This is a genomic window from Microbacterium sp. M3, from assembly GCF_033548675.1.
Taxonomy (GTDB): domain Bacteria; phylum Actinomycetota; class Actinomycetes; order Actinomycetales; family Microbacteriaceae; genus Microbacterium; species Microbacterium arthrosphaerae.
The window spans coordinates 558,898-572,562 of record NZ_JAWTZT010000002.1 but is presented as its reverse complement, the minus strand read 5'-3'; the positions used below and the strand labels follow the sequence as shown (position 1 = coordinate 572,562).

Below are 13,665 nucleotides of genomic sequence, written 5' to 3'. Positions count from 1 at the left end.
CGTGGAGCGCATCTGGGCCGACGGCGTGGCGATGGTGCAGCTGCTGGGACCTCAGGACCGCCTGCTGCGGGTGGTCGAGAAGGAGCATCCGACCGTCGACGTCCACGTCCGCGGCAACGAGATCACGCTGACGGGGGATGCCGCGGCCGTCGCGGCGGCCAAGTCCCTGGTCGACGAGCTCTTGGCGATGACCAAGGCCGGCCAGGCGCTGGGCGAGGAGGATGTCGCGTCGTCGAACCGCATCCTGCGCAGCGAGGGCGGCCCGCGGCCGTCCGAGGTGCTCGGCGAGGCGATCCTGTCGTCGCGCGGCAAGGTCATCCGCCCGAAGACGCTCGGGCAGAAGGCGTACGTCGACGCGATCGAGGAGAACACGATCGTCTTCGGCATCGGCCCCGCCGGAACCGGCAAGACCTATCTCGCGATGGCCAAGGCCGTGCAGGCGCTGCAGCGCAAGGAGGTCAGCCGCATCATCCTGACGCGGCCGGCGGTCGAGGCGGGGGAGCGGCTGGGATTCCTCCCGGGCACGCTCACCGACAAGATCGACCCGTACCTGCGGCCGCTCTACGACGCGCTCAACGAGATGATGGACCCCGAGCTCGTGCCCAAGCTCATGGCGACCGGCACGATCGAGGTCGCCCCGCTGGCCTACATGCGCGGGCGCACGCTCAACGACTCGTTCGTCGTGCTCGACGAGGCGCAGAACACCACGCCCGAGCAGATGAAGATGTTCCTCACCCGCCTCGGGTTCGGCACGCGCATGGTCGTCACCGGCGACATCACGCAGGTCGACCTGCCGCAGGGCGCGTCGGGCCTCCGCCTGGTCACTCGCGTCCTCGGTGACATCGACGACATCCACTTCGCGTACCTCACCAGCGACGACGTCGTCCGTCACACCCTGGTGGGGCGCATCGTCGACGCCTACAGCGAGTACGACGAGCGACGCCTCGCCGCCCGCCGCGAGCGGGACGAGGCATCCGAGTTCGCCAACCGCGCGGAGCGGCGCGCCGCGACCGCCCGCACCGGCGGGCCCCGTGATCACCTTCCGAAGCGAGGACGCCCATGACCATCGAGATCGGCAACGAGTCGGGCATCGCCGTCGACGAGACGGTGCTGCTGCGGCTGATGGAGCACAACCTCGCCGAGCTGCACGTCAGCGCCGACGCCGACGTCGCGATCCTGCTGGTCGACGAGGGCGCGATGGAGTCGCTGCACGTGCAGTGGATGGACGAGCCGGGTCCGACCGACGTCCTGAGCTTCCCGATGGACGAGCTGCGCCCGGGCACCGAGGACTCGCCGACCCCGCCGGGGCTGCTCGGCGACATCGTGCTGTGCCCGCAGGTGGCCGAGACGCAGGCGGTCGCCGCGAAGCACTCGACGCTCGACGAGCTCATCCTCCTGACCACGCACGGCCTCCTGCACCTGCTCGGCTTCGACCACGCCGAGCCGGAGGAGGAGCGCGAGATGTTCGGACTGCAGCGAGAGCTGATCGCCTCGTTCCAGGCATCCGAACGCCGACGACCCCGCGCATGACCGCGGCCCTCCTCCTCGTCGCCGCCGCCCTGCTGCTCGCGTTCGGGGCGCTCATGGTCGCCATCGACGCGGCTCTCGGGGTCACCTCGCGCGCCGACCTCGCCGAGCTCGGCGCCGAAGGTCGCAACGCGGCATCGCTGCGCCGCATCGCCGCCGATCCCGACGCGCACGCCAACGCCGTGATCTTCATCCGCGTGCTCGCCGAGACGACGGCCGCGGTGCTGGTGACGGTCGCGTTCGTCGATCTCTTCAACAACATCTGGTGGGCGATGCTCGCGGCCGCCGTGCTCATGACCGGGGTCTCGTACGTGGTCGTGGGCGCGAGCCCGCGCTCGGTGGGCCGGCTGCATGCGCGGGGACTGCTGCGCGGCGCGGCCCCGGTGATCCGCGGCGTCCGCATCATCCTCGGACCGCTCGCGCACGGTCTCGTCGCCCTCGGCACGCGCATCACGCCCGGCGCCTCGCGCGGCTCGTCGTTCGCCTCGGAGGAGCAGCTTCTCAGCATCATCGACGAGGCCGCCGAGAACGAGCTCATCGAAGAGGACGACCGCGAGCTCATCCACTCGGTCTTCGACTTCACCGACACGTTCGTGCGCGCCGTCATGGTGCCGCGCACCGACATGGTGACGGTGGATGCCTCGACCTCCACCCGTGAGGCGATGTCGATCTTCCTCGAGAAGGGCGTCTCGCGCGTGCCGATCGTCGACGACGACGCCGACGACGTGGTGGGTGTGCTGTATCTGAAAGACCTCGTGCAGTTCGGATTCCGCGACGAGAGCGGATGGCGCGACGCGCCGATCGGCCGCATCGCGCGCCCCGCCGTCTTCGTGCCCGAGTCGATGAAGGCCGAGACGCTGCTGCAGCAGATGAAGCGCGACGCGGTGCACGTCTGCCTCGTCGTCGACGAGTACGGCGGCGTGTCGGGTCTGGTCACCCTCGAGGACCTCATCGAGGAGCTCGTCGGCGAGATCTCCGACGAGTACGACCCCCGCGCCGCGGAGGTCACTGAGCTCGAACCGGGTCACTACCGGGTGAGCGCCCGACTGGGGCTCGACGAGGTCGGCGACCTGTTCGGCCTCGAGCTGGAGGACGACGACGTCGACTCGATCGGCGGCCTGCTCGGCAAGGCGCTCGGCCGGGTGCCGCAGCCGGGCGCGACCGCCGAGTACGCCGGCCTGGTCCTCACCGGCGGCGCGTCGCGCGGCCGTGGGCGCGGCATCTCGACGGTGTTCGTCGAGCGCGGCGACCCCGGCGCCGGCCGGGAGCGCGCGCCGCGCACCGGCGAGATCCGCATTGTGAGCCCACGCACCGGTGAGATCCGGCTGCCGAGGAAGGAAGACTCCGCATGACCGATTCCAAGGAAGCCCGGTCCGGGTTCGTCACGTTCGTCGGCCGCCCCAACGTCGGCAAGTCCACGCTCACGAACGCGCTGGTCGGCGAGAAGGTCGCCATCACCAGCGACAAGCCGCAGACGACCCGCCGCGCGATCCGCGGCATCCTGAACCGCCCGGGCGGCCAGCTCGTCATCGTCGACACTCCGGGTCTCCACAAGCCGCGCACGCTGCTCGGCCAGCGGCTGAACGACCTCGTCGAACAGGTGCTGGGCGACGTGGACGTCATCGGCTTCTGCGTGCCGGCGACCGAGAAGGTGGGCCCCGGTGACCGCCGCATCGCGGAGTCGCTTGACGGGTACGGGCGGGCGAAGAAGGTCGCGATCGTGACCAAGACGGATGCCGCGTCCCGCGAGCAGATCACCGAGCGGCTCATGGAGGTCGATCAGCTCCGCGAGGACTGGGCGGCGGTGATCCCGCTGTCGGCGCTCACCCGCGACCAGCTCGACGTGCTGAGCGACGAGCTGCTCGCGCTCATGCCGGAGGGGCCCGCGCTCTACCCGGAAGGCGTCGTCACCGACGAATCGACCGAGGATCGCATCGCCGAGATCATCCGCGAGGCGGCGCTCGACGGTGTGCGCGACGAGCTGCCGCACTCGATCGCGGTCGTCGTGCAGGAGGTGGAGCCTCGCGAGGACTCCGACCTCACCGATGTCTACGCCGACATCGTCGTGGAGCGCGACAGCCAGAAGGGCATCATCATCGGTCACAAGGGGTCCCGGCTGCGCGACGTCGGCGCGCGCGCCCGAGCGCAGATCGAGCCCCTTCTGGGGACCAAGGTTTTCCTCAAGCTGCACGTGCGGATCGCCAAGGAGTGGCAGCGCGACCCGAAGCAGCTGGGGCGCCTCGGCTTCTGACGCGCACCGGGCGGTGACGGATGCCGCGACCCGGCCGCCGTCGCCCGCCCACGCGGCTCAGCCGCCGGTGGGCGTCATCGCCGAGCGGATCACGACGATGTCTTCGCCGAACTCGGCGTCGGCCGCACGCTGCCAGCTTCCGTCGTCCCACACGACATCGACCCACAGCCACCCGTCCTGCGGCCACGAGCTCAGGTACGACGAGCCGAGACGGTCCGGCAGCTCCTCCTGGAGGCGCGCCAGAGTCTCGTCATCGCCCTTGCCCGGCCGTCCGCCGGTCGGGTCCTCCGGCCGGATCGGGTCGTAGAGCGCGAGCATGATGGGCGGCTGCGTCAGCGCGAACCGCTCGCCGTCATACGTGCCGCGGACGGCATAGGCGCCCCACGTCACGTCGCCCGACGACTCGTAGCTCTCGACCCCGTCCCACGTCCACCCGTCGAGGGGGATCCCGATGCACTGCGGCGGGTAGGACTCGGCCACCGCGCCGAGGCACAGCTGCGCGTCGCCCGCCACGTCCAGCACGGTCCCGGTCGCGGCGACCTCCTCCGACGGCGGCACCGGCGACACCTCGCCCAGAGCGGCCGGGGCGGGCGTGGCGGAGGGGGATGCGGTCGCGCAGGCGGTCAGCACGAACACGGCGACGGCGGCACTTCCGACGGCGCCGATGCTGCGACGAAGAGCTCTCATGCCTCCATGGTGTCGTGTGCGGCCGGATCGTCTCGACGGGCGGATGCCGCGGCATCCGCCCGTCATCGTTTGGCGCTCCGCTCGAAACCGGGTGTAGCCTGGTCGCATGCGCTTCCGCGGGCTTCTCCTTCTTAGCCGCCGCGACGAGACCTCGATCTAGGGCCTTTCTCGTCGCGGAGCTTTCGTCGGCCCGCATCATCAGGCATCGAGCCGACCCGATCGGGTGAACCGCTCGACAGACGAGAGAAGCGACAATCATGGAGAACAACCAGAAGCCCTCGGGCATGCCGATCCACAAGTATCGGCCGTTCCACGAGCAGATCACCGTGGACCTGCCCGACCGCACGTGGCCCGACCAGCGGATCACGACGGCACCTCGGTGGTGCGCCGTCGACCTCCGCGACGGCAACCAGGCGCTCATCGACCCGATGAGCCCCGAGCGCAAGCGCATCATGTTCGAGCTGCTCGTGAAGATGGGCTACAAGGAGATCGAGGTCGGCTTCCCGAGCGCGAGCCAGACCGACTTCGACTTCGTGCGCCAGCTCATCGAAGAGGGTCTCATCCCCGACGACGTCACGATCCAGGTGCTGACCCAGGCGCGCGCGCACCTCATCGAGCGCACCTACGAGTCGATCGCCGGCGCCAAGCAGGCGATCGTGCACCTCTACAACTCGACGAGCGTCCTGCAGCGGGAGGTCGTGTTCCGCACCGATCGCCAGGGGATCATCGACATCGCGCTCGAGGGCGCCCGACTGTGCCGCGAGTTCGAGAAGCGCATCCCCGAGACCCAGGTGTTCTACGAGTACTCGCCCGAGAGCTACACCGGCACCGAGCTCGAGTTTGCGCTGGACGTCTGCAACCAGGTCATCGAGATCTTCGAGCCCACCCCCGAGCGCAAGGTCATCATCAATCTGCCGGCGACCGTCGAGATGGCGACGCCCAACGTGTACGCCGACTCGATCGAATGGATGAGCCGGCGCCTCGCCCATCGCGAGAACGTCATCCTGTCGCTGCACCCGCACAACGACCGCGGCACCGCCATCGCCGCCGCGGAACTCGGCTACATGGCCGGCGCCGACCGCATCGAGGGGTGCCTGTTCGGCAACGGCGAGCGGACCGGCAACGTCGACCTGGTCGCGCTGGGGATCAACCTGCTCACGCAAGGCATCGACCCGCAGATCGACTTCAGCGACGTCGACCAGGTCAAGCGCACGGTGGAGTACTGCAATCTGCTGCCCGTGCACGAGCGCAGCCCGTGGGCGGGCGACCTGGTCTTCACCGCATTCAGCGGCTCGCACCAGGACGCCATCAAGAAGGGCTTCGAGGCCATGGACGCTCGCGCCGCCGCGCAGGGCGTGAGCGTCGACGACATCGAGTGGGCGGTGCCGTACCTGCCGATCGACCCGAAGGACCTGGGACGCTCGTACGAGGCCGTCATCCGCGTCAATTCGCAGTCCGGCAAGGGCGGCGTCGCCTACCTGCTGAAGACCGACCACGCCCTCGATCTGCCCCGCAAGCTGCAGATCGACTTCTCGGGAGTCGTGCAGGCCAAGACCGACGCCGAGGGCGGCGAGGTCACGAGCGAGCAGATCTGGAAGATCTTCACCGACGAGTACCTGCCCTCCGAGGTCGCCGACGAGCGCTGGGGCCGCTTCGAGCTGCTCGCGACGAGCACCCGCAGCGACATGTCGGGCGACGTGGGGCTCGACATCACGCTGCGCGACGGCGACGACCGGTTCGAGGCATCCGGTCGAGGCAACGGCCCCGTCGCGGCGTTCCTCGAGATCGTCCGCGCGCAGGGCTTCGACGTGACCCTGTACGACTACGTCGAGCACGCGCTCAGCGCGGGCGGCGATGCCCAGGCCGCCGCGTACATCGAACTCCAGGTCGACGGCGAACGCCTGTGGGGCGTCGGCATCGACTCGGACATCTCCACGGCATCGCTCAAAGCGATCGTGTCGGGAGTGAACCGCGCCATCCGCACGCGGCAGCGTTCCGGCGCCCTCGCAGGCGTCTGAACGCGAACCGTCGGCGGGTGCGCGCGGGTGATCCCCGCGCGCACCCGCCGGTGTTCGCAGGGATCGTGCGGCTGCGTCCTCAGCCTCGCGCGATGACGCGCGGACGCCTCAGGGCTTGACGATCGGGATGGTCGAGGTCTCGACGGCGACCTTCCGCCGGTACAGCGCACGCTGCTCGGGCAGGGAGATGTCGAAGATCACCGCGAGGAGACGGATGACCGCCGTCACCACGATGCCGACCACCGCCGCCACCACGATGTCGACGCCGAGCTCGTGCGCCGACGCCAGGACGAGGCATCCGACTCCCGCCGCGACCGCGTAGAGCGAGCCGACGTGCATGATCGCCACCGGCAGCCCCATGATCATGTCGCGCAGGATGCCGCCGCCGACGGCCGCGCACACGCCGACGAACACGGCGGGCACGAGCGGCAGGCCGAGCACGAGGGCTTTCGAGGTGCCGAACGCCCCGAACAGCCCGATGACGAGAGCGTCCAATCCGACGATGACGGCGTTGAGCCGCTGGAACACGCCGGCCAGCAGCATCCCGAACAGCGCCGCGCCCGTCGCCGTCAGCAGATACCAGTTGCTCTGCAGCGTCGTCGGCGCGACGTTCAGCAGCAGGTCGCGGATGAGTCCGCCGCCCATGCCGACGACGATGCCGATGATGGCGACGCCGAGGAGGTCGAGTCGTCGCTGCCCGCGGAAGCCCGACGCGAACAGCGCGCCCTGGATGCCGCCGAGGCCCACGGCGATGAGATCCGCCCACAGCGGGATCACGAAGACCTGCTCGTTCACGACTCCATTGTGACCGCACCCCGCGTCGGCGCGCGATTCACGGGATGTGGGTCCGCACCGCGTCGAGGAACCCGTCGACATCGTCGGTCCACAGCCGCACGGCGTCGATCTGTGCGCGACCGTGCGCCAGCCTCACCGTGACGGGGCGCTCGAGCACGATCAGGACATTGGTCTCGTTGGCGATGCGCAACGCCAGCGTGCAGCCGTGCGGCTCTTCGCGGATCTTGGGGGCCTTCTCCGTCACGTCTCGCGCGCGCTGAACCGTGCGGGCGGCCGGCACGGCGATAATCGAGGGGTGCCTACCTACCGCGACGAGGTCGTGGTCCTGCGCACCCACAAGCTGGGAGAAGCCGACAGGATCGTGACGATGCTGAGCCGTCGCCACGGCAAGCTGCGCGCGGTCGCCAAGGGCGTGCGGCGCACGTCGTCCCGTTTCGGGGCGCGCCTGGAGCCGTTCATGGTCGCCGACGTGCAGCTGTACCAGGGCCGATCGCTCGACATCGTGCAGCAGGCCGAGTCGCTCGGTTCTTACGGCGCCGACATCGCCGCGCACTACGACCGCTACACCTCGGCGCACGCGATGGTCGAGGCAGCCGATCGCCTCAACGAGGCGGAGGCCACCCCGCAGCAGTACCTGCTGCTCGTCGGCGGCCTCCGCGCGCTGTCGCGCGGCGAGCACGCGTCGCGCAGCGTGCTGGATTCGTACCTGCTGCGCGCGATGGCGCTCTCGGGATGGGCGCCCGGCCTCGGCGAGTGCGCGCGCTGCGGACGGCCCGGGCCCCACGACACCTTCGTGGCGCAGCAGGGCGGCATGATCTGCCGCGACTGCGCGCCGACCGGCGCCGCCCGCGTCCACGCGGCCACGGTATCGCTGCTGCGGTCGCTCATGGCGGGGGAGTGGGACGTGGTGGATGCCGCCTCCCCGGGCTCGACGGCTGCCGCCTCGGGCCTCATCGCGGCCTACGCGCAGTGGCACCTCGAGCGCGGCATCCGCTCGCTCTCGCACGTCTCGGCCGCCCCGGAGGAAGGCATCAGGTGACCCCGAAGCCCTACACGCACCGCGACGCGGTGCCCTACCGCCCGCTCGACTGGACCGGCGTGTACCCGCCCGAGTATCCGCGGGGTTCCGTGCCGAACCACGTGGCCATCGTGATGGACGGCAACGGACGCTGGGCGAACCGCCGCGGGCTCACGCGCATCGAAGGTCACAAGGCGGGGGAGGCGGCGCTGCTGGACGTGGTGGCCGGCGCGATCCAGGCCGGCGTCAAGCACCTGTCGGTGTACGCGTTCTCGACCGAGAACTGGTCGCGCTCGCCCGACGAGGTGCGCTTCCTCATGGGATACAACCGCGACGTGCTGCATCGGCGTCGCGACCAGCTCAACGAGTGGGGCGTGCGCATCCAGTGGGCGGGGCGCAAGCCCCGGCTGTGGTCGAGCGTCATCAAGGAGTTGCAGTTCGCCGAGCGCCTCACCGCGGGCAACGACGTGCTGACGCTGACGATGTGCGTGAACTACGGCGGTCGCGTCGAGCTCGTCGACGCGATGCGCTCGATCGCGGATGATGTCGCGGCGGGTCGCCTGAGGCCGTCGGCCGTCTCGGAGAAGCTGATCCAGCGGCGGCTGTATCGGCCCGACATGCCCGACGTCGACCTGTTCCTCCGCTCCAGCGGCGAGCAGCGCACGTCGAACTTCCTCCTGTGGGAGTCGGCCTACGCCGAGTTCGTCTTCCTCGACACCCTTTGGCCGGACTTCACCCGCGCCGACCTGTGGCATGGCATCGACGTGTACCTCGGGCGGGACCGCCGCTTCGGCGGTGCCGTGGACGTGCCGCGGGCGCCCACCGCCTGACACTTCATTTCACACACTCTGCACGATGCCCGGGATCGCCCGAGCGAGTTGAGTACACCCGTACTGTCGCCGATGCACCGGGGGGTGCGCCGACGACTTGGCGGCCGGAAGGCCTTCGAGTTGTGGTGTGGACATGAGTGATAAGAGCACGACGCGAGCGGCCTCGGTCGCCCAGCGGGCTGCGGCGGGCATGTCGTGGACGACGATGGCGATCCTCATCGCGACCGCCGTCGCGAGCGTCCGCGGCCTCCCCGCGATGGCGGAGTACGGGTGGGCGTCGATCTTCCTGTACATCCTTCCCGCGCTCGTCTTCATGGTGCCCGTCGCGCTCGTCGCTGCGGAGCTCGCGAGCGGGTGGAAGGGCGGCGTCTTCGTCTGGGTGAAGGAGGCGTTCGGCGAGCGGATGGGGTTCAGCGCCATCTGGCAGCAGTGGATCCAGAACGTCGTCTGGTATCCCGCGCAGCTGGCGTTTTTCGCATCGGCCCTGGCCTACGTGTTCAATCCCGCGCTGGCCAACAACGGGCTGTTCACCGGTGCCGTGATCCTCATCGTGTACTGGTTCTCGACGTTCATCGCCTTCCGCGGCGTCAAGGCCTTCGCCGGGGTCAGCAAATGGGGCTTCATCGCCGGCACGATCATCCCGTCGCTCGGCCTCGTGCTCTTCGCGATCCTGTTCCTGACGTCCGGCGGCAAGTCGGAGCTCCCGCCCGTGACCGAGGCGCAGTGGTTCCCGACGTGGACCGGCCTGGCGAGCATCGTGCTCATCGTGAGCAACTTCCTGTCGTACGCCGGCATGGAGATGAACGCCGTCCACGTCAACGAGATGGACAAGCCGTCGAAGAACTTCCCGCGCGCGATCGTCCTGGCCTCGGTCGTCATCCTGATCGTCTTCATCTTCCCGACACTCGCCCTCTCCGTCGGCGTGGCCCCGAACGACGTCAACCTGACGCAGGGCGTGCTGCAGGCCTTCGACGTGTTCTTCCAGCAGCTGGGCATGCCGTGGGCGACCACGGTGATGGCGCTCCTGATCGTCTTCGGCATCCTCGCCTCGGTGGTGACGTGGATCCCGGGCCCGAGCAAGGGCCTGCTGCTCGTCGGCCGCCAGGGTTACCTCCCGCCGAGCCTGCAGAAGACCAACAAGAACGACATGCAGGTGCCCATCATGGTGGTGCAGGGTCTCATCGTGACGGTCCTGGCCGTGCTGTTCGCCATCGTGCCGTCGGTGCAGAGCGTGTTCTGGATCTTCTCGGCGATGGCCGTCCAGCTCTACCTGATCATGTACATGATGATGTTCCTCGCGGCGATGAAGCTGCGGCGCACGCACCCCGATGTGAAGCGCGGATTCCGCACGCCGGCGATGGGCCTCTTCGGCTGGCTCGGCTTCCTCGCCAGCCTCCTCGCCTTCCTCATCGGCTTCGTGGAGCCGGAGGGCAGCGGCATGGGGCAGCTCACCTACACCCTGCTGCTCGTCGGCGGCATCGTCGGACTCGGGATCTGGCCCTTCATCATCATGATGTTCCGCAAGGACAGCTGGAAGATCCATCCCGAGGTCTCCCACGCGCACGAGGACGGCGATGTGGACGCGACCAAGACGGAGCCCGCGACGAGCTGACTCCCGCCTGTTGACCCGCCCCGGAAACCGACCCTCTCGAAAAGGAAAAGAAGATGCTGCACAAGCGCGACAACATCCGTGACGATCTGCTCGACGAGGTGTTCTCGTCGACGGACCTGTCGATCTCGATGCCGAAGTACCGGATGCCCGAGAAGGAGCACCTCGCCAAGCACGCCTATCAGGTGGTCTCGGACGAGCTGATGCTCGACGGCAACTCGCGCCAGAACCTGGCCACGTTCTGCCAGACCTGGCTCGAGCCGGAGGTCCGGCTGCTGATGGCCGAGACGCTCGACAAGAACATGATCGACAAGGACGAGTACCCCCAGACGGCCGAGATCGAGGCCCGCTGCGTGCACATCCTCGCCGACCTGTGGAACTCGCCTGACGCCGTCAACACCCTGGGCACGTCGACGACGGGCTCGAGCGAAGCGGCGATGCTCGGCGGCATGGCGCTGCTGTGGAACTGGCGCAAGCGTCAGCGCGCGGCGGGCAAGCCGACCGACAAGCCGAACCTCATCTCGGGGCCGGTGCAGGTCTGCTGGCACAAGTTCGCCCGCTACTGGGACGTCGAGCTGCGCGAGATCCCGATGGACGGCGACCGGTTCCTGATGACCCCGGAGGAGGTGCTCAAGCGGGTCGACGAGAACACGATCGGCGTCGTCCCGACCCTCGGAGTGACGTTCACCGGAGGCTTCGAGCCCGTGCAGGCCGTCAGCGAGGCGCTGGACAAGCTGCAGGCCGACACGGGCCTGGACATCCCGATCCACGTCGACGGGGCCAGCGGCGGGTTCCTCGCGCCGTTCACCGCTCCCGACATCGTGTGGGACTTCCGACTGCCGCGGGTGAAGTCGATCAACACCTCCGGTCACAAGTTCGGCCTCGCCCCGCTGGGCGTGGGCTGGGTCGTGTGGCGGGATGCCGCGGACCTGCCCGAGGAGCTCGTCTTCAACGTGAACTACCTGGGCGGCAACATGCCCACGTTCGCGCTGAACTTCTCGCGGCCCGGTGGGCAGATCGTGGCGCAGTACTACAACTTCCTGCGCCTGGGCCGCGAAGGCTACCGCAAGGTGCAGCAGTCCTGCTACGACACCGCGATGTGGCTCTCGGACGAGATCGAGAAACTCGGTCACTTCGACATCATCAACGCCGGCCGCCCGGACGAGGGCATCCCGGCAGTGTCGTGGAAGCTGAAGGACGGTGTCGACCACGGGTTCACGCTGTTCGATCTCGCCGACCGCCTCCGCACCCGCGGCTGGCAGGTGCCCGCGTACACGATGCCACCGAACCGGGAGGATCTGCCGATCCAGCGCATCCTGGTACGCGCCGGATTCAGCCGCGACGAGGCCGCGCTCCTCATGGACGACTACCGCGCCGCGATCGCGCACTTCGACCGGCATCCGATCACGGTGCCGATGACCGAGGAGGAAGCCGGCGCCTTCCACCACTGACGGTCGCCGCAGCGCATCGGCCCGTCGCCCCCCTTTCGGGGCGGCGGGCCGACGCGTGCGACACGCTACGATCATCCGGTGCGCGCGCCCAGACCTCGAGCCACCCGACTGCGACGCGAGTCCTGGGGCTTCGCGATCGGATCGGTCTTCTTCGCCGTTGGGGTCGTCCCGTGGTACGCCGATGCCGTCGGCCCGGTCTGGGACGCCGCGACGTTCTTCGCAGGCTCGATCTTCTTCACGCTCGCCGGGTTCATCCAGCTCGCCCTGAGCGGCCGGCGTCCGCCGCGCCGGACGTCGTCGCCCGCCGACTTCGCCGACTGGTGGTCGGCGGCCATCCAGTTCGTCGGCACGCTCCTCTTCAACGTGAGCACGGGCGCCGTGCTGGTGGGCGCGATCCAGGCGACGTCGACGCCGTCGACGGGATGGACTCCGGATGCCTGGGGCTCGGCCGCGTTCCTGCTCTCGAGCATCGTCGCGCTCGTGGCCGCCTACCGCCGGCACGAGCTGTGGGACCACGATGCCCGCACTGTGCACGGCACCTGGCTCAACATGGCCGGGTCGGTCGCCTTCGGCTTCTCGGCGGTCGGCGCGTACGTGCTCCCCGCGACCGAGGAGCTCTTCAACCTGCGGTGGGTGAACCTCGGCACCTTCGTCGGGGCCGTCTGCTTCTTCCTCGCGGCGGTGCTCGCGCGCAGGTCGCTGGAATACCAGGAGCAGCACGGGGAGTTGTCTCCAGCATGACGGATGCCATCAAGATCGACGTGTGGAGTGACATCGCCTGCCCCTGGTGCTACATCGGCAAGCGGAATCTGGAGAAGGGGCTGGCCGAGGCATCCGGCGACGACGACGCCCCCGCGGTGGAGGTGGTCTACCACTCCTTCGAGCTCTCACCCGACACGCCCATTGACTTCGAGGGCGACGAGCTGGACTTCCTCGCGAAGCACAAGGGAATGCCGCGCGCACAGGTCCAGCAGATGCTCGAGCGCGTGACCGGTGTCGCCGCCGACGCGGGGCTGGAGTACCGCTTCGACCTGCTCAAGCACACGAACACGGTCAAGGCCCATGAGCTGCTCCACTTCGCCAAGGAGCAGGGACGCCAGCACGAGCTCGCCGAGCGACTGATGTCGGCGTACTTCACCGAGGGGCGTCATCTCGGTCGTGAGGACGAGCTCGTCGCCCTCGCCGTGGACGCAGGCCTGGACGCCGACGCCGCGCGCCTGGCGCTGCAGAGCGGACGCTACCTCGACGCCGTCCGGGCCGACCAGGCGCAGGCCACCGCCTACGGGATCAACGGGGTGCCGTTCTTCGTCATCGACGGGAAGTACGGCGTCTCGGGCGCACAGCCCGCCGAGGCGTTCGCGCAGATCGTGCGGCAGGTCTGGGCCGAGCACCGCGAGCCCGCGGACGTCACCGCCTGACCCCTTCCCTTCCCTTCCCCCTTTGTCGCGTGCGGGCGCGTCCGCCCGCACGCGGCCTCTC

14 protein-coding genes are annotated in these 13,665 nt (G+C 69.2%); 11 read left to right on the top strand and 3 right to left on the bottom strand.

Going from position 1 to position 13,665, the window contains the following annotated elements; all coding sequences use genetic code 11:
* Positions 1-31 precede the first annotated feature (31 nt).
* The 4 genes from R8Z57_RS08000 to era are packed head-to-tail and all read left to right on the top strand — an operon-like array spanning position 32 to position 3,778.
* Positions 32-1,063: a PhoH family protein gene (locus R8Z57_RS08000; RefSeq protein ID WP_318353576.1), complete on the top strand. Its 1,032-nt coding sequence runs from the start codon at positions 32-34 to the stop codon at positions 1,061-1,063.
* Positions 1,060-1,530, top strand: coding sequence for an rRNA maturation RNase YbeY (gene ybeY, locus R8Z57_RS07995; RefSeq protein ID WP_318353230.1), 471 nt, complete (start codon positions 1,060-1,062; stop codon positions 1,528-1,530). Before R8Z57_RS08000 ends, ybeY begins: the two co-directional genes overlap by 4 nt.
* Positions 1,527-2,879, top strand: coding sequence for a hemolysin family protein (locus R8Z57_RS07990; protein ID WP_318353229.1), 1,353 nt, complete (start codon positions 1,527-1,529; stop codon positions 2,877-2,879). The genes ybeY and R8Z57_RS07990 overlap by 4 nt, the downstream gene beginning before the upstream one ends.
* On the top strand, positions 2,876-3,778 hold the full coding sequence (gene era, locus R8Z57_RS07985) for a GTPase Era (RefSeq protein ID WP_318353228.1): 903 nt from the start codon (positions 2,876-2,878) through the stop codon (positions 3,776-3,778). Before R8Z57_RS07990 ends, era begins: the two co-directional genes overlap by 4 nt.
* A gap of 57 nt (positions 3,779-3,835) precedes the next feature.
* Here era and R8Z57_RS07980 read toward each other — a convergent pair whose 3' ends face one another.
* On the bottom strand, positions 3,836-4,465 hold the full coding sequence (locus R8Z57_RS07980) for a hypothetical protein (RefSeq protein ID WP_318353227.1): 630 nt from the start codon (positions 4,463-4,465) through the stop codon (positions 3,836-3,838).
* A 257-nt stretch (positions 4,466-4,722) separates the two neighbouring features.
* Between R8Z57_RS07980 and leuA the strand changes: the two genes are divergently transcribed.
* Positions 4,723-6,483 (top strand): 2-isopropylmalate synthase, encoded by a 1,761-nt coding sequence (gene leuA, locus R8Z57_RS07975; protein WP_318353226.1) that lies wholly within the window; start codon positions 4,723-4,725, stop codon positions 6,481-6,483.
* A gap of 108 nt (positions 6,484-6,591) precedes the next feature.
* Here the strand turns inward: leuA and R8Z57_RS07970 are convergent, their stop codons facing one another.
* Together R8Z57_RS07970 and R8Z57_RS07965 are read right to left on the bottom strand one after the other, a co-directional pair.
* Positions 6,592-7,278 (bottom strand): trimeric intracellular cation channel family protein, encoded by a 687-nt coding sequence (locus tag R8Z57_RS07970; protein ID WP_318353225.1) that lies wholly within the window; start codon positions 7,276-7,278, stop codon positions 6,592-6,594.
* A gap of 37 nt (positions 7,279-7,315) precedes the next feature.
* Positions 7,316-7,522, bottom strand: coding sequence for a hypothetical protein (locus R8Z57_RS07965; protein ID WP_318353224.1), 207 nt, complete (start codon positions 7,520-7,522; stop codon positions 7,316-7,318).
* Between the two features lie 51 nt (positions 7,523-7,573).
* Here R8Z57_RS07965 and recO point away from each other — a divergent pair, with 51 nt between their 5' ends.
* From recO to R8Z57_RS07935, 6 genes are all read left to right on the top strand, one after another.
* Positions 7,574-8,317 carry a DNA repair protein RecO gene (gene recO / locus R8Z57_RS07960; protein ID WP_318353223.1) on the top strand — a complete coding sequence of 248 codons (744 nt, stop codon included), beginning with the start codon at positions 7,574-7,576 and terminating at the stop codon, positions 8,315-8,317.
* Positions 8,314-9,126 carry an isoprenyl transferase gene (locus R8Z57_RS07955; RefSeq protein ID WP_318353222.1) on the top strand — a complete coding sequence of 271 codons (813 nt, stop codon included), beginning with the start codon at positions 8,314-8,316 and terminating at the stop codon, positions 9,124-9,126. The genes recO and R8Z57_RS07955 overlap by 4 nt, the downstream gene beginning before the upstream one ends.
* Before the next feature lie 133 nt (positions 9,127-9,259).
* Positions 9,260-10,738: an amino acid permease gene (locus R8Z57_RS07950; RefSeq protein ID WP_318353221.1), complete on the top strand. Its 1,479-nt coding sequence runs from the start codon at positions 9,260-9,262 to the stop codon at positions 10,736-10,738.
* A gap of 53 nt (positions 10,739-10,791) precedes the next feature.
* A complete protein-coding gene (locus R8Z57_RS07945; RefSeq protein ID WP_318353220.1) occupies positions 10,792-12,186 on the top strand; it encodes a glutamate decarboxylase in 1,395 nt (464 codons plus the stop codon).
* A 78-nt stretch (positions 12,187-12,264) separates the two neighbouring features.
* Entirely contained in the window at positions 12,265-12,927 is a 663-nt protein-coding gene (locus R8Z57_RS07940; protein ID WP_318353219.1) for a hypothetical protein, read from the top strand.
* Positions 12,924-13,604: a DsbA family oxidoreductase gene (locus tag R8Z57_RS07935; RefSeq protein ID WP_318353218.1), complete on the top strand. Its 681-nt coding sequence runs from the start codon at positions 12,924-12,926 to the stop codon at positions 13,602-13,604. Before R8Z57_RS07940 ends, R8Z57_RS07935 begins: the two co-directional genes overlap by 4 nt.
* Positions 13,605-13,665: the final 61 nt, after the last annotated feature.